This window comes from Geodermatophilus sp. SYSU D00758 (genome assembly GCF_054049955.1).
Genome location: NZ_JBJGYK010000022.1, coordinates 1 through 19,907 on the forward strand (window position 1 = coordinate 1; position 19,907 = coordinate 19,907).

Here is a 19,907-nt window from a genome sequence, read left to right on the forward strand (position 1 = left end):
GCGGGCGGGGGCGGGGGAGCGCGGCCGGGCGACGGCCGGCGCGCCCCCCCCGGCCCCCCCCGCCCCCCCCCCCCCCCCCCCCCCCCCCCCCCGCGACGGTGAGCCCGGAGGGCGTTCGCGCCGGGCGAGCCGCCGGACCGGCGCCGCCCGGGCCGCTCGACCGGCCGCCGAGACGTGGAGCCGGGAGGCGGGCCCGGCGCGGCTGGGTAGACTGTCCGGTGGCACGAGCCCCGCCGAAGCCTCGGCATGCTCGCTCTCCCCGCCGTGCGCGGGGATCGCAGCGACCCAGCATCCGACATCGAGGGCCCGGCTCCGGCGCCGGGCCGGACCTGGAGCGACATGACCGCCAGCACTGGCACCCGTCCCCTGACCACCCCCAGCGGCGAGGCCGACTTCAAGGTCGCCGACCTCTCCCTCGCCGGCTTCGGCCGCAAGGAGATCCGCCTCGCCGAGCACGAGATGCCCGGCCTCATGGCGCTGCGCGCGGAGTACGGCGACGAGCAGCCGCTGGCCGGCGCCCGCATCGCCGGCTCCCTGCACATGACCGTGCAGACCGCCGTCCTCATCGAGACGCTCACCGCGCTCGGCGCCGACGTCCGCTGGGTGTCCTGCAACATCTTCTCCACCCAGGACCACGCCGCCGCCGCGATCGTCGTCGGTGACGGCACCCCGGAGCAGCCCGCCGGCGTCCCGGTGTTCGCCTGGAAGGGCGAGACGCTGGAGGAGTACTGGTGGTGCACCCAGCGGCTGTTCGAGTTCCGGGACGAGGACGGCGACGTCGTCGGCCCGAACATGCTGCTGGACGACGGCGGTGACGCCACGCTGCTGGTCCACCTCGGCACCCGCTTCGAGGCCGACGGCGCCGTCCCCGACGACATCGACGCCTACTCCGACGAGTACAAGGTCATCCTGGCCGCGCTGCGCGAGAGCCTGGCCCGCGACGGCGGGTACTGGACCCGCATCGGGCAGGGCATCAAGGGCGTCACCGAGGAGACCACCACCGGTGTCATGCGGCTCTACGAGCTCGCCCGCGAAGGCCGGCTGCTGTTCCCCGCGATCAACGTCAACGACTCGGTCACCAAGAGCAAGTTCGACAACCTCTACGGCTGCCGGCACTCGCTGGTCGACGGCATCAACCGGGCCACCGACGTCATGATCGGCGGCAAGGTCGCGGTGGTCTGCGGCTACGGCGACGTGGGCAAGGGGTGCGCGGAGTCGCTGCGCGGCCAGGGCGCCCGGGTGATCGTCACCGAGGTCGACCCGATCTGCGCCCTGCAGGCGGCCATGCACGGCTACGAGGTGACGACGCTCGACGAGGTCATCGGCAAGGCCGACATCATCATCACGGCCACCGGCAACAAGGACATCATCACCGCCGAGCAGCTCGCCCGGACCAAGCACCAGGCGATCATCGGCAACATCGGGCACTTCGACAACGAGATCGACGTGGCCGGCCTGGCCCGCACCCCGGGCATCGAGCGCACCACCATCAAGCCGCAGGTCGACGAGTGGCGGTTCGCCGACGGCCACACGATCATCCTGCTCTCCGAGGGCCGGCTGCTGAACCTGGGCAACGCCACCGGGCACCCGAGCTTCGTCATGAGCGCCTCGTTCTCCAACCAGGTGCTCGCCCAGATCGAGCTGTGGACCAACCGGGCCGCCTACGAGGGGCAGACCCCCGGCGTCACCGTGCTGCCCAAGAAGCTCGACGAGCACGTGGCCCGGCTGCACCTCGACGCGCTCGGCGTGAAGCTGACCGAGCTCACCAAGGTCCAGGCCGACTACATCGGCGTGCCGGTCGAGGGTCCCTTCAAGAGCGACCACTACCGCTACTAGAAGGACCACCCTTCCCCCCACGCCTCGCACGCTCGGCGCGGGGCCCTGAAGGGTGGCCGCCCCTTCCTGCCCACCCTTCGCCGGCTCGGGGTGGGGCCCTGAAGGGTGGCCGCCCCTTCCTGCCCACCCTTCGCCGGCTCGGCGCGGGGCCCTGAAGGGTGGCCGCCCCTTCCTGCCCACCCTTCGCCGGCTCGGCGCGGGGCCCTGAAGGGTGGCCGCCCCTTCCTGCCCACCCTTCGCCGGCTCGGGGCGGGGCCCTGAAGGGTGGCCGCCCCTTCCTGCCCGCCCTTCGCCGGCTCGGCGCGGGGCCCGGCAGCGAGACCGTTCCGGCACATCACCGCGCTCGACGCGGGGCCCTGGAGGGGACCCGCGCCGAGGCCGGAGCACACCTCCGGGGGACCACGAGGGCACCCGCCCGGTCGGCAGGCCGGGCGGGTGCCGTCTTTTCGTGCGCGACCAGCGCAGAATGGTCGGCGTGCCACCCACCGCCCCCCAGAACGGGTCCAGCCGCGGCCGAGTCCTCGTGGTCGACGACGACGCAGCCCTCGCCGAGATGCTCGGCATCGTGCTGCGCCGCGAGGGCTACGAGCCGGCGTTCGTCTCCGACGGCAACCGCGCGGTGGGGGTGTTCCAGCAGACCCGCCCCGACATCGTGCTGCTGGACCTGATGCTCCCCGGCCGCAACGGCCTGCAGATCTGCCAGGACATCCGCACGCAGTCGACCGTCCCGATCGTCATGCTCACCGCCAAGGGCGACACCATCGACGTCGTCCAGGGGCTCGAGGCCGGTGCCGACGACTACGTCACCAAGCCGTTCAAGCCGGTGGAACTCGTCGCCCGTGTGCGTGCCCAGCTGCGCCGGGGTGAGTCCGGGCAGGCGGAGAACCTGAGCATCGGCGACGTGCAGATCGACGTCCCGGCGCACCAGGTCACCCGGGACGGCGTCCCGATCGCGCTGACGCCGCTGGAGTTCGACCTGCTGGTCGCCCTGGCCCGCAAGCCGCGCCAGGTGTTCACCCGCGAACTGCTGCTCGAGCAGGTGTGGGGCTACCGGCACGCCGCGGACACCCGGCTGGTCAACGTCCACGTGCAGCGGCTGCGCGCCAAGATCGAACGCGACCCCGAGAAGCCCGAGATCGTCCTGACCGTGCGCGGGGTCGGCTACAAGGCAGGGCCGCCGTGAGCCACGTGGTCCCCCGGGGGGCCGCGCGCCCGTGACCCCCCGGCCGGCGGCCCCCGAGGCCGCTCCCGCACCACTCGCGCCCCCCGCCCCGGGGAGCGAGCGCTCGATCGGGACGGGGGCCCCCGTCCCCGGTCCGCGCGCCGCACCGGGCACCGGTCCGCGCGCGGCCGCGCTGCGCCGCCGGGCGCGCCGCCACGCCATCCGCGCCCGCGTGCTGCTGCGCCGCCACGGCGCCGGCCTGCTGCAGGCCTGGCGGTCGTCGCTGCAGCTGCGCATCGGCGCGATCACCATGCTCGTCGCCGGCACCGTCGTGGTGATCGTGAGCATGGTGCTCTTCGTGCAGATCCGCGACCAGCTGCTCTCGGTCAAGCGGCAGGCCGCCGTCGACCAGGCCCAGGCCGGTGTCTTCTACGCGCAGAGCGAGGTCGCCGGCATCGCCACCGGTGACGCGGCCAGCGTCCGCGCGACCCTCGACCGCACGGTGCAGCAGCTGACCAGCCGCAGCGGGTCCGCCGGTGACTTCGACGTGGTCATGGTGCAGCGCTCGGGCTCGGTCGAGCGCAGCGCCACCAGCCGGCGCTACCTGTACCCGGCCATCCCCGCCGACCTGCGCGAGGACGTCGCCGCCGGGGGCCAGTACCTGCGCTACGCCATGGTGCCCAACGCCACGGGGGACCCGCGGCCGACGCTGCTCATCGGCGCCCCGGTCCCGAGCGACGGCTCGTCGGCCGACCGCCTCGAGCTCTACTACGCGTTCCCGCTGGACCAGGAGGCGGAGAGCCTCTCGCTGATCCGCAGCACCGTCGTCATCAGCGGGGTGGCGCTCACGCTCCTCGTCGTCGGCATCGCGGTGCTGATCACCCGGCTGGTGGTCGACCCGGTCCGGCGTGCCGCCGGGACCGCCCAGCGGCTGGCCGAGGGGCAGCTGGAGGAGCGGATGACCGTCCGCGGGGAGGACGACCTGGCGCGTCTGGCCACCAGCTTCAACGCCATGGCCGACAGCCTCCAGCGGCAGATCACCCAGCTGGAGGGGCTCTCCCAGCTGCAGCAGCGGTTCACCTCCGACGTCTCCCACGAGCTGCGCACCCCGCTGACGACGGTCCAGATGGCCGCCGAGGTGCTGCACGAGTCGCGCGAGGACTTCCCGGCGCACGTCGCCCGGTCGGCCGAGCTGCTGCACACCGAGCTCGACCGCTTCGAGGCGCTGCTGAGCGACCTGCTCGAGATCAGCCGCTACGACGCCGGCGCCGCCGTGCTGGACTGGGAGCCCACCGACCTCGGCGCGCTCGTCGGCCGGGTCGTCTCCGGGATGGCCGCGCTGGCCGAGCGGCACGGGTGCGAGCTCACGGTCGCCGGACCGCCGGACGAGGTCATCGCGGAGGTCGACGCCCGCCGGGTCGAGCGGATCCTGCGCAACCTGGTCGGCAACGCCATCGAGCACGGCTCCGGCAAACCCGTCGAGATCACCTGGGCGGCCAACCGCACGGCGGCCGCGGTCACCGTGCGCGACCACGGGGTCGGCCTGTCCTCGGCGGAGGCGCAGCACGTCTTCGACCGCTTCTGGCGCGCCGACCCCTCGCGGGTGCGCACGGTGGGCGGCAGCGGCCTCGGGCTCTCGATCAGCCTCGAGGACGCCCGCCTGCACGGCGGCTGGCTGCAGGTCTGGGGTCAGCCGGGGGCCGGTGCCCAGTTCCGGCTGACCGTGCCGCTGACCGCCGGCGCCGACCTCACCAGCTCACCGCTGCCCCTGCGGCCGGTGGTGCGCCGGGTGGGGGAGCGACCGTGAGCCGGCCGGCCGCCGTCCGCGCGGCGGTGCTCGCGGTGCTGCTGGCGGTGCTGACCGCCTGCTCGACGGTGCCGACGGCGTCCCCGACGGTGCAGATCACCCAGCCGCCGACCCGGCCAGACGGCCTCGTCGGCATCGAACCCCTGTCCCCGGAGCCCGGTGCCGCGCCGGAGGAGGTCGTGCGGACCTTCCTCGACGCCGCGGCCAGCACCGTGCGCGGCCACCCCGTCGCGCGCGAGCACCTCGCCCCCGAGGCGGCCGGGTCCTGGTCCGACGAGGCCGGCATCACCGTCATCGGGCAGGACTACGCCACGGTGACCACCGACGCCGGCACGGTGGCGGTGACCGCGGACCTGGTGGGCACCATCGACCAGCGGGGCGTGTTCAGCGTCGCCGGCCAGGAGGTCTACACCCGGGACTTCACGCTGCAGCAGGTCGAGGGCGAGTGGCGGATCACCAACCCGCCGGACGGCCTGGTGATCCTCGAGCCCGACTTCGAGCGGCTCTACGAGCGCCGCGACCTGTACTTCCTCGACCCCACCGGGCAGCGGGTGGTCCCCGACCCCCGCTACCTCATCCGGGGCGAGGCGCAGCCCAGCCAGCTGGTGGGGCGGCTGGTCGACGGGCCGTCGGCGGTGCTCGCCGCCGGTGTGCGCAACGAGCTCTCCGGCGCCTCGCTGCGCAGCACCGTCGACGTCTCCGGGCAGACCGCGACGGTCGACCTCAGCGGCCTCGGCGAGCTCTCGGCGGCCCAGGTGGCCGGGTTGTCGGCCCAGCTGGTGTGGACGCTGCGCCCGCTGGCGCGCGCGGTGGAGGTGCGCCGGGACGGCGAGCCGCTGCAGCCCGAGGGCGTGCCGGCGGTGCAGACCGTCGACGACTGGGCCGCCTACGGCCCCGACGGCGTCCCCGTCGACGCGGTCGGCCACTTCCTCCGCGACGGCGCCCTCCTCACGGTCGCCGACGCCCCGGCGCCCGGGCCGGCCGGCGCCGGCGCCTACGGGCTGACCAGCGCCGCGGTGGCCGCCGACGTCCGCACCGGCGAGCTCACCGAGATGGTCGGCACCGCGGTCGCCGGCGATCAGGTGACGCTGCTGGCCGGCGACTACGGCGGCGAGCTGTCGCCCGTGCTGTCCGGGGGCAGCTTCACGGCGCCCACGGTGGCCGCCATCCGGTCGGAGTTCTGGCTCGTCCGGGACGGCGCCGCCGTCGTCCGGCTGCCCGCCGACGGCACCCCGCAGGCCGTGAGCGCCCCGACCCTCGCCGGCCTCGGTCGCACGACGGTGCTGCAGCTGTCCCCCGACGGGGTGCGGGCCGCCGTCGTCGTCGCCGGGCCGCAGGGGGACACCCTCTACGTCGGCACCGTGGTCCGCGCCGAGGACGGCCCGGTGGCCCTGCGCGACCTCCGGGCGGTCGCCCCCGGCCTCACGCAGGTGGTCGACGTGTCCTGGCGGACGGCGGGCAGCCTCCTGCTGCTGGCCGGCGACAGCGCCGAGGGCCGGGTGGTCCCGTACCTGGTGGGGGTCGACGGCTGGGACCTGACCAGCGTGGCCACCGCGGGCCTGCCCAGCCCACCCGGCCGCGTGGCGGCGGCCCCCGGCCGGCCGCCGCTGGTCAGCGCGAACGGGACCATCTGGCAGTTCGTCAACGGCACCTGGGTGACCATCCTGCGCGGGCAGCAGCCGCTGCGCGGCGACGAGCCCTTCTACCCCGCCTGAGCGCCGTCCACAGATCCCGCGCGGGCCTGGCCCGGCGCCCGGCCGGCGGGGACGCTGCCCACCGTGCGGACGCGGCTGGCGACGGCGCTGGCCGACCTCCTCCTCCCGCGGGTGTGCGCCGGGTGCGGGGTCCCCGGCGCGGTGCTCTGCCGGTCGTGCGCCTCCTCGCTGGCCGTGCCGCACCTCGCCCAGCCGCGCCGGCTCCCGGCCGGCTTCCCGCCCACGGTGGCCGCGGGCCGGTACGCCGGCCCGGTCCGCCCCGCGGTCAACGCCTTCAAGGAGCACGGCCGCGCCGAGCTCGCCCGTCCGCTGGGTGCGGCGCTGGCGCTGGCCGTCGCCGCCGTCCGCTCCGGCCTCGACGACCCCGGCGCGCCGGTGCTGCTGGTGCCGGTGCCGAGCAGCGCCGCGGCCCTGCGCGCCCGCGGCCGCGACCACGTCCGGGAGCTCGCCGCCCGGGCCGCGGCGGAGCTGCGCGCCGCGGGGGTGCCGGCCTCGGTGGCGCGGCTGCTGCGGCGCGCCGGCCGGGCCCGCGACTCGGCCGGGCTGACCGCCGCCGAGCGCCGGGCCAACCTGGCCGGGACGCTCCGGCTGCACCCCCGGGGCCGGCCGCCCGGCGCCGCCCTGGTGGTCGTCGACGACGTCGTGACCAGCGGCGCGACGCTCACCGCGGCGGCCGGCGTGCTCGCCCCGCTGGCCGCCCCGGGCGGGCCCCCGGTGCTCGCCGCGGTGGTGGCGGCGACCCCGCGGCGCGCCCCTCGCGGCACCCCACCGGGGCGGCCGGGCCGGGCTCGAGATCGACTGTCGGGGCCGGAGGGCGGCGACTAGCGTGGACCAGATCACAACCCGACCGGGAGGTCTCATGGAGATCGTGGTCCGTGGCCGCAACGTCGAAGTGCCCGAGCACTACCGGCAGCACGTGGAGGACAAGGTCGGCTCGCTCGAGCGCTTCGACGGCAAGCTGAAGATCCTGCGCATCGACGTGGAGCTCTTCCACGAGAAGAACCCGCGCCAGTCCGAGAAGTGCCAGCGGGTGGAGATCACCCTCCGGGGCAAGGGCCCGGTCGTCCGCGCCGAGGCGGCCGCGGCGGACTTCTACGCCGCGCTCGACCTGGCGACCGGCAAGCTCGACCACCGGCTGCGCAAGGCGGCCGACCGGCGCCGCGTGCACCACGGGCGGCGCACCCCGGCCACCGTCCGGGTCGGCGGGGGCGGCGACACCGGCGTCCTCGAGGCCCTCGACCGGGACCGCCAGCTCGCCGAGGGGCCGCACGTCACCGACCTCGACGAGCACCTGCCCGGGCGGATCGTCCGGGAGAAGCACCACCCGGCCACCCCCATGACCGTCGACCAGGCCCTCCACGAGATGGAGCTGGTCGGCCACGACTTCTTCCTCTTCAAGTGCGCCGACACGGGGCAGCCGACGGTCGTCTACCGCCGGCACGCCTACGACTACGGCCTCATCCGGCTCGTCGACCCCGCGCTCGACGGGTCCGGCGCACAGCGTCCGGCGCAGCCCACCGCCGCCCCCCTCTGAACGACCGGGGCGGGCGCGCCGCGGGGCGCGCCCGCCCCGAGGCCCTCACCCACCGGGCAGCCGCCCGAAGAGCACCGCGTCGGCCCGGCCGCCGTCCCGGAGGGCCAGGGCGGCGCGGACCACGCCCTCGCGGACGAACCCGGCCCGCACCGCCACCGCCTGCGACGCGGTGTTGCCCACGTCGGCGAACAGGTGCACCCGCGGGGCGCCGAGCCCGAGGGCCCAGTCGGCCAGCGCGTGCGCGGCCTCGGCCGCGTACCCCCGCCCCCGCGCCCAGGGGGCCGTCCAGTAGCCGATCTCCGGCCCGAGCCGCCCCCCGCGCAGGTGCACTCCCGCCGAGCCGACCAGCCGTCCCCCGGCCTCGACGACGACCGGCATGCCCCGGCGCCCCGCGCGCTCGGCCGGGGCCGCCTCGGCGACCCACGCCCGGGCGTCGGCCCGCGTGTAGGGCACCGGGAGCGCGCTGATCCAGCGCTGCGTCTCGGGGTCCTGGCAGGCGGCGAGCACGGCGTCCTCGTCGTCCGGCCGGTGGGGGCGCAGCACCAGCCGCGCGGTGCGCACCACCTCGGTCGTGAGGTCGATGCCGTCGAGGTCGGTGCCGCCGAGGTCCATCCCCCCATCCTGGCCCCCTCCAGGGCACCGCCCCGAGCGTGCGAGAGGGGGTGGGGAGGAGGGGTCCCTTCTCAGGCGTTGCCCAGGACCCGGTCGACCGATATCTCCAGCACCACCCGCGCCGGGTTCTCCCGCGGCTGCCGGTACCGGCGGGCGTAGCGCTCCTCGGCGTCGGCCACGGCCGCCGGGTCGTCGCGGACCACCGCCGTCCCCTCCAGGGTCAGCCACCGGCGCCCGTCGACCTGGCAGACGGCCACCCGGGAGCGCCCGCCCCGGACGTGCCGGGCCTTGGCCGAGGTGCCCGAGGTGATGACGCGGGCGGTGCAGGTGTCCGGGTCGTAGGTGACGCCGACCGGCACCACGTGCGGGCTCCCGTCGGCGCGCAGGGTGGTCAGCGTCGCCAGGTGCCGCTCGGCGAGGAAGGCCAGGGTCGCGGGGCCGAGGGTGCGGGGGTCGGAGGCCACGGGGACGAGATTAGATCGTGCACCACCTGGGCATCGGGCGGTCGTGGAGCTGTCGGGCGCGCGGGTCCTGGTGGCCGGGGCCACCGGGGTGCTGGGCGGGGCGCTGGCCCGGGGCCTGCACGGGGCCGGTGCGCACGTGGCGCTGACCGGCCGGGACGCCGGCCGGCTGCGCGCCCTGGCCGACGAGCTGGGCGGGGCACCCACGGCCGCGGCCGACGTCGTGGACGTGGCCGCGGTCCGCGCCGCGGTCGAGGCCGCCGTGGCAGCGCTCGGGGGGCTGGACGCCGTCGTGGTCGCCTGGGGCGTCGTGACCTTCGGCCCCGCGGCCGAGGCCGACGACGCGGTGACCGAGGAGCTGTTCGCGGTCAACACGCTGGCACCGATGAGCCTGGTGCGGGCGGCCCTGCCGCACCTTCCCGACGGCGGGGCGGTCGTCCTGCTGTCCGCGGTCGTGGCGGACGCACCGACGCTGCACATGGCGGAGTACTCGGCGAGCAGGGCGGCGCTGTCGGCCTGGGCGGGGGTGCTCCGCCGGGAGGTGCGGTCGCGAGGTGACCGTGCTGGACGTCCGGCCGCCGCACGTCGACACCGGCCTGGTCGGCCGCGCGCTCGCCGGGCAGCCACCGCGGCTGCCGCCGGGGCACGACCCGGACGAGCTCGCCGGCGCGGTGCTCGAGGCGCTCCGGCAGGGCAGCCGGGAGGTCGTGCTCGACCCGCGGGAGGGGCGGGTGGTGCACCGCTGAGGGGCGTGCGGCCCGGCGCCGGTCCGGCGTCGGCGGCGCACGGCCGGGGCCGCCTACTCTGGACCGGTGGTGTTCTCGAAGATCCTGCGAGCCGGTGAGGGCAAGCTCCTCCGACGACTGAACAAGATCGCCGACGCGGTCGAGTCGCTGGCGGACGACGTCGCCGACCTCACCGACGCGGAGCTGCGGGCCAAGACCGACGAGTTCCGCGAGCGCGTGGACGAGGGGGAGACCCTCGACCAGCTCCTCCCGGAGGCCTTCGCCGTCGTCCGCGAGGCCGCCACCCGCACGCTCGGCCAGCGCCACTTCCGCGTGCAGATCATGGGTGGTGCGGCCCTCCACCTCGGCAACATCGCCGAGATGCGCACCGGTGAGGGGAAGACGCTCACCGGTGTCCTGCCCGCCTACCTCAACGCGCTGAGCGGCGAGGGCGTGCACGTCATCACCGTGAACGACTACCTCGCCCGGCGCGACGCCGAGTGGATGGGCCGGGTGCACCGCTTCCTCGGGCTGTCGGTCGGCACCATCCTCTCCGGGGAGAAGCCGGCGCACCGCCGCGAGCAGTACGCCTGCGACATCACCTACGGCACGAACAACGAGTTCGGCTTCGACTACCTGCGCGACAACATGGCCTGGAGCAAGGCCGACCTGGTCCAGCGCGGGCACCACTACGCGATCGTCGACGAGGTCGACTCGATCCTCATCGACGAGGCCCGCACCCCGCTGATCATCAGCGGCCCGGCCGAGTCGGCCGGGAAGTGGTACGTCGAGTTCGCACGGATCGTGCCCCTCATGCGCCGCGACGTGCACTACGAGGTGGAGGAGGCCAAGCGCACGGTCGCCGTCACCGAGGAGGGCGTGGAGTTCGTCGAGGACCAGCTCGGCATCGAGAACCTCTACGAGGCGGTCAACTCCCCGCTGATCAGCTACCTGAACAACGCGCTGAAGGCCAAGGAGCTCTACCACCGCGACCAGCAGTACATCGTCACGAACGGCGAGGTGCTGATCGTCGACGAGTTCACCGGCCGCGTGCTGGCCGGCCGCCGCTACAACGAGGGCATGCACCAGGCCATCGAGGCCAAGGAGCGGGTGCAGATCAAGGACGAGAACCAGACCCTCGCCACCATCACCCTGCAGAACTACTTCCGGCTCTACGACAAGCTCTCCGGGATGACCGGCACCGCCCAGACCGAGGCGGCCGAGCTGCACCAGACCTACAAGCTGGGCGTCGTCAGCATCCCGACGAACCGGCCGATGGTCCGCCAGGACCGCTCCGACGTCATCTACAAGACCGAGCCGGCGAAGTTCGACGCGGTGATCGAGGACATCTCCGAGCGGCACGAGGCCGGGCAGCCGGTGCTGGTCGGGACGGCGAGCGTCGAGAAGTCCGAGGTCCTCTCCAAGCTGCTGGTCCGCAAGGGCATCCCCCACGAGGTGCTCAACGCCAAGAACCACGCCCGGGAGGCGCACATCGTCGCCCAGGCGGGGCGGCTGGGCGCGGTCACCGTCGCGACCAACATGGCCGGCCGCGGGACCGACATCCAGCTCGGCGGGAACCCCGAGTTCATCGCCGACGAGGTGCTGCGGGCCCGCGGGCTGTCGCCGGCGGAGACCCCGGAGGAGTACGAGGCCGCCTGGGACACCGCGCTCTCGGAGGCCAAGGCCCAGGTCAAGGCCGAGCACGAGGAGGTCACCGAGGCCGGCGGTCTCTACGTCCTCGGCACCGAGCGGCACGAGAGCCGGCGCATCGACAACCAGCTCCGCGGCCGGTCGGGCCGGCAGGGTGACCCCGGGGAGTCGCGGTTCTACCTCTCGCTCGGCGACGACCTCATGCGCCGGTTCAACGGCCCGATGCTCGAGTCGATGATGACCACGCTGCGGGTCCCCGACGACCAGCCGATCGAGTCGAAGATGGTCACCCGGGCCATCCGCTCGGCGCAGACCCAGGTCGAGCAGCAGAACTTCGAGGTCCGCAAGGACGTCCTCAAGTACGACGAGGTGCTCAACCGGCAGCGCACCGTCATCTACGACGAGCGGCGCACGATCCTCGACGGCGAGGACCTCGCCGACCAGGTGCAGGCCATGGTCGACGACGTCGTCAGCGCCTACGTCGACGGCGCGACCGAGACCGGGTACGCCGAGGACTGGGACCTCGACCAGCTGTGGACCGGCCTCAAGGCGCTCTACCCCGTCGGGTTCACCGTCGACGAGCTGCTCGACCGGGTGGCCGACGGCGAGCAGGCCGCGCTGTCGGCGGAGGACCTCAAGCAGGCGCTCCTCGACGACGTGCGCCGGGCCTACGCGGAGCGGGAGACCACGCTCGGCCCGGAGGTCATGCGCGAGCTCGAGCGGCGGGTGCTGCTGTCGGTGCTCGACCGCAAGTGGCGCGAGCACCTCTACGAGATGGACTACCTCCGGGCCGGCATCCACCTTCGCGCCATGGCCAACCGCGACCCGGTCGTGGAGTACCAGCGCGAGGGCTACGACATGTTCAACGTGATGCTCGACGGCATCAAGGAGGAGTCGGTCGGCTTCCTGTTCAACCTGGAGGTCAAGACCAAGGAGCAGCAGGAGGCCGAGGCGCGGGCCAAGCAGGCCGAGGCCGAGGCGCGCGCGCTGGCCGCCGCGCAGGCGGGGACGGCGCGGGTGCGGGCCCGCCAGGCCGCGGCCGCGAAGGCGGCGCAGGCCCAGGCGGCGCAGGCGCAGGCCGCCCCGGCTCCGGCACCGGCCGCCCCGGCTCCGGCACCGGCCACCCCGGCGCCGGTCCCGCCGGCTCCGGCCGCCGCGGACGGTGACGGTCGGCCCGCCGCCCCCGGCGACGACGGCCGGGCGGCCCCGGTGGAGTCCGCGGCCGGGTCCCCGGCGACGTCCCTCGACAAGGCACCGGCGGCCCCCCCGGCCGGGTCCCCGGCGGCGCCGCCGGCCAAGTCCCCGGCCGCCCGCCGGTCGAGGTCGGCGGGGCGGCACGCCGCCCCGGAGCCGGCCGCGCCCGCCGCGCCGCCCGCCGCGGCACCGCCCGCTGCCGACAGCGGCCCGGAGCTGTCCGTCGCGGGCCTCGAGGAGCCGCGGCGGCCCGCCGAGCAGCTGACCTACTCGGCGCCGAGCCTCGACGCCTCCCCGGCCGAGACCGGCAGGGCGAAGGCCGCGAAGACGGCCACCGTCACGGGCACCAAGGAGCCCGCGCGCAACGCGCCGTGCCCCTGCGGGTCCGGCAAGAAGTACAAGGTCTGCCACGGGGCGCGCAGCTGATCCCCTGACCTGCACGTCCACCCCGGTCGGCCGCTGCTGTGCGCGCCGGTGCACAGCAGCGGCCGAGGACGTCGCCGACGGCCGCACCCGGCCCCCTCCGGCTGCAGCGCCGGGGTGACGGCCCGCTCGGCGACCAGGGCGAGCAGGGTGCTCGTGGATCCGGCCGGTCGAGGAGGACGGCGTCCCGGTCTGCCTCGCGCTCCGCGGCGATCCCGCGGCCGTGCGGGACCTCGGCGGGGCCGTTGCCGGCCGACGGCATCCGTGCCGGTCACGCCAGGGAGGTGGCCGAGACCGCGGTGGGTCGGGCGTGGATCGTCGTCGCCGAGGTGGCCACCGGCCACGGTCGGGCCCCGGCCGGCACCGCGCCCCTCGCCCCGCACCCGCCCGCCGGCGCGGGGATCGGCTGGATGGTCCTGCCGGACCTCCGCGGCCGCGGAGGTCCGGCCGCGCCGTCCGGCTGCTCCTCGGGGTGCGCCGGTCAGCCGACCTGCAGGGCGGTGCACCGCCACCGGCCGTCCATGCCCTCCAGGCGCGCGGCGACCGCGTGCGCGCGACCGGACCGCCGGGCCACGGCGCTGACCTCCGCCACGCCGTCCACCGGTTCGCAGACGTGCACCGGGCCGAGCAGCACGGGGGCGGTGCCCCCGGCGCACCACCGGGGACGCCGGCCGCGGACGAGGGCCGCGTAGACGCCGACCGACGTCAGCCCCTGCACGTGGACCAGCGGGCGCAGCCCGGCCAGCCCCTCCAGGGTCAGGACGAACAGCTGCCGCCCGGTCCGCGCGGGGTCGGGCAGGTCGGCCCGGGAGGACCACCGGTGCTCCGGGTCCCGCCCCTCCTCGCGGGGTCGCGGACCCGGGCGGTGCCGGGGACGCGGCACCGGGGCCCCGGGGACCACCAGCCGGAGCACCGGTTCGGGGCTCAGCGGCGGTTGCGGCGTGGGGACGACGGCCAGCCGGAGGGTGGCGCTGCTCAGCGGGGTCTCGGCAGGGGTGGGGGTCGCGGTCATCGGTCGTCCTCGGGTCGCGGTGGTTCCGGGTTCTCGGGCCGGTGCAGCACCTGGCCCGGCAGCAGGAGGTCGGGATCGGGCCCGATGACCCCCGCGTTGAGCCGCCACCACGCGTGCACGGCGGCGGCCACCTCGGCGGCGCCCGGGTCCCGGCCCGAGCGGGCGCGCAGGTCCGCGGCGGCGATGTCCCACAGGCAGTCCCCGCGGAGGACGACGTGCTCGCTCCGCACCGGGCCCGGCGGCCCGGGCGCCCCGGCCGCCGGGACGGGCGGGGTGGCGGGGGGACCGGGGGCGGCCGCGGGCGGCTCGACCCCCGGCCAGTCGGGGACCGGCCCCGTCGCGGGCGGGATCCCCGTCGTCGTGGCCGCGGCCGGGGGCGCCACCGGCGTGCCGGCGCTCGTCGCCGCCGGCGCCCCCGGGGCGGTCGCCGTCGTCGCCGCAGCGGGAACGGCGGCCTCGGCGCGGGGCGTGGGGCCGCTCCCCGCAGCCGGACCGCAGCCGGCCAGCACGGGTCCGCCGGCGAGGAGGCCGACGCCCAGCGCCACCGCCGCGGCCCGTCGCGCGCCCGCGGGGAGGACGACGCGGGCCAGCCCCCGCGCCGCCCCGCCGAGGGCCCCGGGCAGGGCCGACAGCGCGGTGAGCGCGAGGCCCAGCACGCCCCACGCCCACGTGCTCCACGCCAGGGCGGCGACGGCCGACAGCAGCACCTGGTCCGGACCCGCGAGGTCGAGTGCCCGCCGGGGGCCGGTCGCGGCCGCCGCGGCCACCCAGGAGAGGTCCGGGGTGACGGCCCGCAGCACCAGCGCCACCAGACCCATGGCGGTGGTCGTGGCGACCAGTCGGTGCATCGACATGTCGGCTCCTCGCTCGGGACTAGGAGGTGACGAAAACATGCAAACGCATGCAAATGCAAGGATCAGCACCCTCTAGGCTGTGGACGGAGGTGTGCTGATGCGCTGGCAACGACTGTTCGCCGACCTGCAGGCGGAGTTCGAGGAGGCGGCAGTCGCGGCCGAGCGCGCCGAGGACGGCTCGCGGCGGCGGGCGGAGGTCGGCGGGGTGCGGCTGGCCGAGCGCCTCGCCGGGGCGGTCGGCACGCCGGTGGCGGTGCGCTGCCGCGGCGCCGGGGAGGTGACCGGGGTGGTGCTCGACGTCGGGGTCGACTGGTTGCTGCTCCGCGACGGTCAGCACCGGGAGGTGCTCGTCGCGGCGGGTGCGGTCACGGTGGTCGGCGGGCTGACGCGGGAGACCGTGCCCGCCCCGGCGGGAGTCGTGCGCGCCCGGCTGGACCTGCGGCGGGCGGTGCGCGCCCTGGTGCGCGACCGGGCCACGGTCCAGGTCGTGCTCGACGACGGGACGGCGCTGCTGGGCACCCTGGACCGCGTCGGCGCGGACTTCGTCGAGCTGGCCGAGCACCCGGCCGACCGGCCACGGCGGGCCGCGGAGGTGCGCGCCGTCCGCACGCTGGCACTGGCGGGGGTGGCCGTCGTCCGGACGGTGCTGCCCTCGCCCGGGTGACCGGGGCAGGTCAGCCCCGGCGGCGCCCTCCGGCCCCGGCCGCCGGGCTCCCCTCCGGCGCCTCGGCCGGCTCCGGCACGTCGGGGACCTCCGGCGGCACCTCGCCGCGCGCCTCGGCGTACTTGCGCGCGATGAAGCGCTCGAGCTCGTCGACCTCGACCCGCCACTGGCCGCGGCCGCCGATCTGGATGGCGAGGAGCTCCTTGCGGCGGACCAGCGCGTAGGCCTGGGACCACGAGACGTTGAGGATCTCCGCCACGTCGTCGAGGGTCAGGAAGCGCGGTGTGGGCATCGGTGGTCTCCGTCCGGTCCGGCCCAGTCTGGCAGCCCCGTCCGGGTGGTGTGCGCGCTGTCCACACCCGAACGTGTGGACGGCGAGTGCACGCATCCGCACGCATGTCGCATCATCTGCGTCCGTTCCCGCCGTCGGCCGGCGTATCGCCCCGCCGGTTCCGCCTGCCCGAGCGAGAGGACCGCCCGCCGTGACCGCGACGCGCACGACGACCGCGCCGCCGGAGACCCCTGCGGCGACACCGCCGGCACCGCGCCGGGTGCGCCCGCCGCGCTGGCTGGACCTGCGCCTCGTGCTGGGCGTCCTCCTCGTGCTCGGGTCGGTCCTGGTCGGCGCCCGGGTGGTCGGCGCGGCCCACGCGACCGTCCCGGTGTGGGCCGCGGTGGGCGACCTCGCCTCCGGCACGGTGGTGGACGAGGCGGACCTCGTCGCGGTCGACGTCCGGCTGGACGACGCGGCGGGCGCCTACCTGGCCACCAGCACCCGCCCCGAGGGGCGCACGCTCGCCCGCGCGGTCGGGGCCGGGGAGCTGCTGCCGCGCTCGGCGCTCGAGGAGCCGGCGCGGCTCGTGCAGGTGGCGCTGCCGGTGCAGGCGGGGTTCGTGCCACCGGGTCTGGACCGGGGGCAGGTCGTGGACGTGTACGCGGTGGCCGACCCCGCGGCAGGTGCGGTGGCCGCGGGTGCCCCCGGGGTCTCGCTGGTCGTCGGCCTGGCGCCGGTCCAGGCCGTCTCCGGCCGCTCGGAGGGCGTGCTCTCGACGGCGACGACGACCGTCCAGGTGGTGGTCTCGGTGGCCGAGGACGACGCCGCGGCAGTGCTGGCCGCGATCGGCGGCCGGCCGCTCGTCGTGGTGGTGCACGACTCCGTCGACGCCGGCGGGGGGGCACCCCCGGCCGCGGGGGCGGCGGCCGCGCCGGCCGCGGCGGCGACGACGCGCGCCCCGGCCACCGGTGCGTCGACCTCCCGCGGCGGGACGTCGGCCGCCCCGTCGACCGCTCCCTCCACCGCAGGCGGGACGGCCGCCCGCACCGGGTCCCCGACGGGCTCCCCGGCCGCGAGCGCACCCCCGGCCCGCACCGGGACGTCCGCCCCGTCGAGCACCACCGGGCCGGCGGGCTGATGGGCGTCCGGGTCTTCACCGCCGTCAGCGGCGGTGGCTGGGAGTCCGAGCTGGTCGGCGAGCTCGACCGGGCCGACCACGGGGTGACCGTCGTCCGGCGCTGCGTCGACCTGGCCGAGCTGCTCGCCGCCGCGGCCACCGGCACCGGCCAGGCGGCGCTGCTGTCGGCCGACCTGCGCCGGCTGGACGGGGACGCGGTGGCCCGGCTGGCCGCCGCCGGCGTCGCCGTGGTGGGGCTGGTCGAGCGGGGCGACGAGCGAGCCGCCGAGCGGCTGCGGGCGCTGGGGGTCGAGCGGGTCCTGCCGGCCGACGCCGCGCCCGGGCAGATCGCCGCCGCGCTGCGCGCGGCGGTGGCCGGGGAGGTACCCACCGGCCGGGACGTCGCCGATCCGCTCGCGGCCCTGCCGCCCCGACGCCGCCCCCGGGAGGAGCAGGGCGCCGGGCCGGGGCCGGGCCGCGTCGTGGCGGTGTGGGGCCCCACGGGTGCCCCCGGCCGGACCACGGTGGCCGTGGGGCTGGCCGACGAGGCCGCCCGTCTCGGGGTGCGCACGCTGCTGGTGGACGCCGAGGTCTACGGCGGGGTGGTCGCCCAGGTGCTCGGGCTGCTCGACGAGTCGCCGGGGCTGGCCGGTGCCGCGCGCCAGGCGGCCGCGGGCACCCTCGACACCGCTGCGCTGGCCCGGCTGTCCTGGACGGTGCGTCCCGGGCTGATCGTGCTCACCGGGCTGGCCCGCGCCGACCGCTGGCCGGAGCTGCGGCCCCAGGCGCTCGCCGCGGTGCTGGCGGAGGCGCGCCGGGCGGCCGACCTGGTGGTGGTCGACTGCTCGTTCAGCCTGGAGGAGGACGAGGAGCTCTCCTTCGACACCGCGGCGCCGCGGCGCAACGGGGCGACGCTGACCGTGCTCGGGGAGGCCGACACCGTGCTGTGCGTGAGCGGCGCGGACCCGGTGGCCCTGCAGCGCAGCGTCCGGGCGCTGGGCGACCTGCGCGACGCCCTGCCCGCGGTCGAACCGGTGGTCGTGGTGAACCAGCTGCGGCGCGGCCCCGTTCCGGGCGACCCGCGCCGGGAGATCGCCGCCGCGCTGGAGCGGTTCACCGGCCTCGGGGTCGCCGCCTTCCTGCCGGCCGACCGCCGGGCGACGGACGCGGCGCTGGCCGGGGGCCGGACGCTGGCCGAGGTGGCGCCCGGGTCGCCGTTGCGGGCCGCGCTGGGCGAGCTCGCCGGCCGGATCGCCGGGGGTCCCGCGCCGACCACCCGTCGGGGACGCCGGCGCGCCGGGGCGTCGCACCGGTCGGTGTGACCTCGGTCCGGGCGCATCGCCCCGGGTGTCGCGGGCAGGGGGAGGGCCGTAGCGTGGCGGGCCCGACCGGGAGGAGGCCGATGGCCGAGCGGTTGACCACCCTGGACGCGTCGTTCCTGTACCTGGAACGGCCCGGGAGCCCGATGCACGTCTCCGGGGTGCTGGTGCTCGACCCGCCCCCGGGCGGCGTCGACGACGTCGCCGCGCTCGTCCAGGCGCGCCTGCCGCTGGTGCCGCGCTACCGGCAGCGGGTGCTCGAGGTGCCGGGGCACCTCGCCGACCCGGTGTGGGCCGACGACCCGGACTTCGACGTCGAGTACCACGTGCGGCGCTCGGCGGTGCCCCGCCCGGGCACGCAGGCGCAGCTGCTGGAACTGGTCTCGCGGGTGACGTCGCGGCCCCTGGACCGCGGCCGGCCGCTGTGGGAGGTGTACCTGGTCGAGGGTCTGCCCGACGGCCGCATCGCGGTCATCACCAAGACCCACCCTGCCCTGGTCGACGGTCTGGGCACGGTCGACATCGGGCAGGTGCTGCTGGACCCGGCCCCGGACGCACCGGTCCCCGCCTCCGAGCCGTGGCGCCCGCGACGGCTGCCCAGCGGGGCCCAGCTCGTCCGTGAGGCCGTGGGCGAGTACGTGCAGCGCCCGTCGGCGGCCTGGGACGCGGCCTGGCTCGCGGCCACCGACGCGCGGACGACGAGCGCCCGGGTGACCCGGGTGGCCGGCGGGGTGCTGCAGGCCGCGCGGTCGGCGCTGTCCGCCGCGCCGCACAGCCCGCTCAACGCCAGCCGCGGCAGCCAGCGGCGGGTGGCGGTGGCGCGCGCGGACCTCGACGACGTCAAGGCGGTGCGCAAGGCGCACGGCGGCACGGTCAACGACGTGCTGCTGACCGTCGTCTCCGGTGCGCTGCGCGACTGGCTGCTCTCCCGGGGCGAGGCGGTCGTGGGGTCCACGACGGTGCGGGCGCTGGTCCCGGTGTCGGTGCAGGGCGAGGGGGAGGACGCCCCGGGCAGCCGGGTCTCCAGCTACCTGCTCGACCTGCCGGTCGGCGAGCCCAACCCCCGGGTCCGGCTGGCGCGGTTGAGCTACGCGATGCGCGGGGTCACCCAGCACGGCCGGTCCGTGGGGGCCGAGACGCTCATCGCCCTCACCGGGTTCGCGCCGCCCACGCTGCACGCGCTCGGGGCCCGCGCGGCCCGGGGGCTCAGCCGGCGGGTGGCCAACCTGGTGGTCACCAACGTCCCCGGGCCGCAGCTGCCGCTCTACGCCGCGGGTGCCCGCATGCGCGAGGTCTTCCCGGTCATCCCGCTGGCGCCGGGCCAGGGGCTGTCGATCGGCATCACCAGCTACGACGGCCGGGTCTTCTTCGGCCTGAACGCCGACCGGGACACCGTGGGGGACGTCGACGTGCTGGCCGACCTCCTGGAGCAGGAGGTCGGGGTCCTCGCGGACACCGCCGGCTGACCCTCGGCCCCCGGGTCGGCCGACGGCGGGGGATACCGTCGTCCGTCCCGAGTCCGTCCCCCCGTGATCGAGGAGTCCCCGG

Annotated in this window: 17 protein-coding genes and 1 pseudogene; 13 read left to right on the forward strand and 5 right to left on the reverse strand. The window is 76.7% G+C overall.

What is annotated here, in order from left to right:
* The first annotated feature begins 339 nt into the window (after positions 1 to 339).
* From ahcY to hpf, 6 genes are all read left to right on the forward strand, one after another.
* Positions 340 to 1,836 carry an adenosylhomocysteinase gene (gene ahcY / locus ACI8AC_RS16415; RefSeq protein WP_456898896.1) on the forward strand — a complete coding sequence of 499 codons (1,497 nt, stop codon included), beginning with the start codon at positions 340 to 342 and terminating at the stop codon, positions 1,834 to 1,836.
* A gap of 466 nt (positions 1,837 to 2,302) precedes the next feature.
* The gene (gene mtrA, locus ACI8AC_RS16420) at positions 2,303 to 3,019 is read left to right on the forward strand and encodes an MtrAB system response regulator MtrA (protein WP_456898951.1); all 717 of its coding nucleotides are present in this window, start codon (positions 2,303 to 2,305) and stop codon (positions 3,017 to 3,019) included.
* Positions 3,020 to 3,050: 31 nt separating this feature from the next.
* Complete coding sequence (mtrB, locus tag ACI8AC_RS16425) at positions 3,051 to 4,805, forward strand: MtrAB system histidine kinase MtrB (protein WP_456898897.1); 1,755 nt, start codon at positions 3,051 to 3,053, stop codon at positions 4,803 to 4,805.
* Positions 4,802 to 6,520, forward strand: coding sequence for an LpqB family beta-propeller domain-containing protein (locus tag ACI8AC_RS16430; RefSeq protein WP_456898898.1), 1,719 nt, complete (start codon positions 4,802 to 4,804; stop codon positions 6,518 to 6,520). Before mtrB ends, ACI8AC_RS16430 begins: the two co-directional genes overlap by 4 nt.
* Positions 6,521 to 6,583: 63 nt before the next feature.
* Entirely contained in the window at positions 6,584 to 7,345 is a 762-nt protein-coding gene (locus tag ACI8AC_RS16435) for a ComF family protein (protein ID WP_456898899.1), read from the forward strand.
* A 34-nt stretch (positions 7,346 to 7,379) separates the two neighbouring features.
* Positions 7,380 to 8,054, forward strand: a complete 675-nt coding sequence (hpf, locus tag ACI8AC_RS16440) for a ribosome hibernation-promoting factor, HPF/YfiA family (protein WP_456898900.1) — start codon at positions 7,380 to 7,382, stop codon at positions 8,052 to 8,054.
* 45 nt (positions 8,055 to 8,099) lie between these two features.
* Here the strand turns inward: hpf and ACI8AC_RS16445 are convergent, their stop codons facing one another.
* Both ACI8AC_RS16445 and ACI8AC_RS16450 read right to left on the reverse strand, forming a co-directional pair.
* A complete protein-coding gene (locus ACI8AC_RS16445) occupies positions 8,100 to 8,666 on the reverse strand; it encodes a GNAT family N-acetyltransferase (protein ID WP_456898901.1) in 567 nt (188 codons plus the stop codon).
* Positions 8,667 to 8,737: 71 nt separating this feature from the next.
* Positions 8,738 to 9,130, reverse strand: coding sequence for a pyridoxamine 5'-phosphate oxidase family protein (locus tag ACI8AC_RS16450; RefSeq protein ID WP_456898902.1), 393 nt, complete (start codon positions 9,128 to 9,130; stop codon positions 8,738 to 8,740).
* Positions 9,131 to 9,218: 88 nt separating this feature from the next.
* On the opposite strand from ACI8AC_RS16450, the pseudogene ACI8AC_RS16455 reads away from it, so the two are divergent.
* From ACI8AC_RS16455 to secA, 3 genes and pseudogenes are all read left to right on the forward strand, one after another.
* Positions 9,219 to 9,623 (forward strand): annotated as a pseudogene (locus ACI8AC_RS16455) (SDR family NAD(P)-dependent oxidoreductase); the annotation flags it as partial.
* Positions 9,624 to 9,681: 58 nt separating this feature from the next.
* Positions 9,682 to 9,873 carry a hypothetical protein gene (locus tag ACI8AC_RS16460; RefSeq protein ID WP_456898953.1) on the forward strand — a complete coding sequence of 64 codons (192 nt, stop codon included), beginning with the start codon at positions 9,682 to 9,684 and terminating at the stop codon, positions 9,871 to 9,873.
* Between the two features lie 66 nt (positions 9,874 to 9,939).
* Entirely contained in the window at positions 9,940 to 13,122 is a 3,183-nt protein-coding gene (gene secA, locus ACI8AC_RS16465) for a preprotein translocase subunit SecA (protein ID WP_456898903.1), read from the forward strand.
* 478 nt (positions 13,123 to 13,600) lie between these two features.
* Here secA and ACI8AC_RS16470 read toward each other — a convergent pair whose 3' ends face one another.
* Positions 13,601 to 14,131, reverse strand: coding sequence for an Rv3235 family protein (locus ACI8AC_RS16470; RefSeq protein ID WP_456898904.1), 531 nt, complete (start codon positions 14,129 to 14,131; stop codon positions 13,601 to 13,603).
* On the reverse strand, positions 14,128 to 14,985 hold the full coding sequence (locus tag ACI8AC_RS16475; protein WP_456898905.1) for a hypothetical protein: 858 nt from the start codon (positions 14,983 to 14,985) through the stop codon (positions 14,128 to 14,130). Before ACI8AC_RS16475 ends, ACI8AC_RS16470 begins: the two co-directional genes overlap by 4 nt.
* 79 nt (positions 14,986 to 15,064) lie before the next feature.
* Here ACI8AC_RS16475 and ACI8AC_RS16480 point away from each other — a divergent pair, with 79 nt between their 5' ends.
* The gene (locus ACI8AC_RS16480) at positions 15,065 to 15,649 is read left to right on the forward strand and encodes a hypothetical protein (protein WP_456898906.1); all 585 of its coding nucleotides are present in this window, start codon (positions 15,065 to 15,067) and stop codon (positions 15,647 to 15,649) included.
* Positions 15,650 to 15,659: 10 nt separating this feature from the next.
* On the opposite strand, the gene ACI8AC_RS16485 is transcribed toward ACI8AC_RS16480, so the two are convergent.
* Positions 15,660 to 15,941, reverse strand: coding sequence for a helix-turn-helix domain-containing protein (locus tag ACI8AC_RS16485; RefSeq protein ID WP_456898907.1), 282 nt, complete (start codon positions 15,939 to 15,941; stop codon positions 15,660 to 15,662).
* Between the two features lie 190 nt (positions 15,942 to 16,131).
* Between ACI8AC_RS16485 and ACI8AC_RS16490 the strand changes: the two genes are divergently transcribed.
* The 3 genes from ACI8AC_RS16490 (at position 16,132) to ACI8AC_RS16500 (ending at position 19,825) form a co-directional block, all read left to right on the forward strand.
* The gene (locus tag ACI8AC_RS16490; RefSeq protein WP_456898908.1) at positions 16,132 to 17,061 is read left to right on the forward strand and encodes an SAF domain-containing protein; all 930 of its coding nucleotides are present in this window, start codon (positions 16,132 to 16,134) and stop codon (positions 17,059 to 17,061) included.
* Entirely contained in the window at positions 17,061 to 18,362 is a 1,302-nt protein-coding gene (locus ACI8AC_RS16495; RefSeq protein ID WP_456898909.1) for an AAA family ATPase, read from the forward strand. The genes ACI8AC_RS16490 and ACI8AC_RS16495 overlap by 1 nt, the downstream gene beginning before the upstream one ends.
* A gap of 80 nt (positions 18,363 to 18,442) precedes the next feature.
* A complete protein-coding gene (locus tag ACI8AC_RS16500) occupies positions 18,443 to 19,825 on the forward strand; it encodes a WS/DGAT/MGAT family O-acyltransferase (RefSeq protein WP_456898910.1) in 1,383 nt (460 codons plus the stop codon).
* The last annotated feature ends 82 nt before the right edge of the window (positions 19,826 to 19,907 follow it).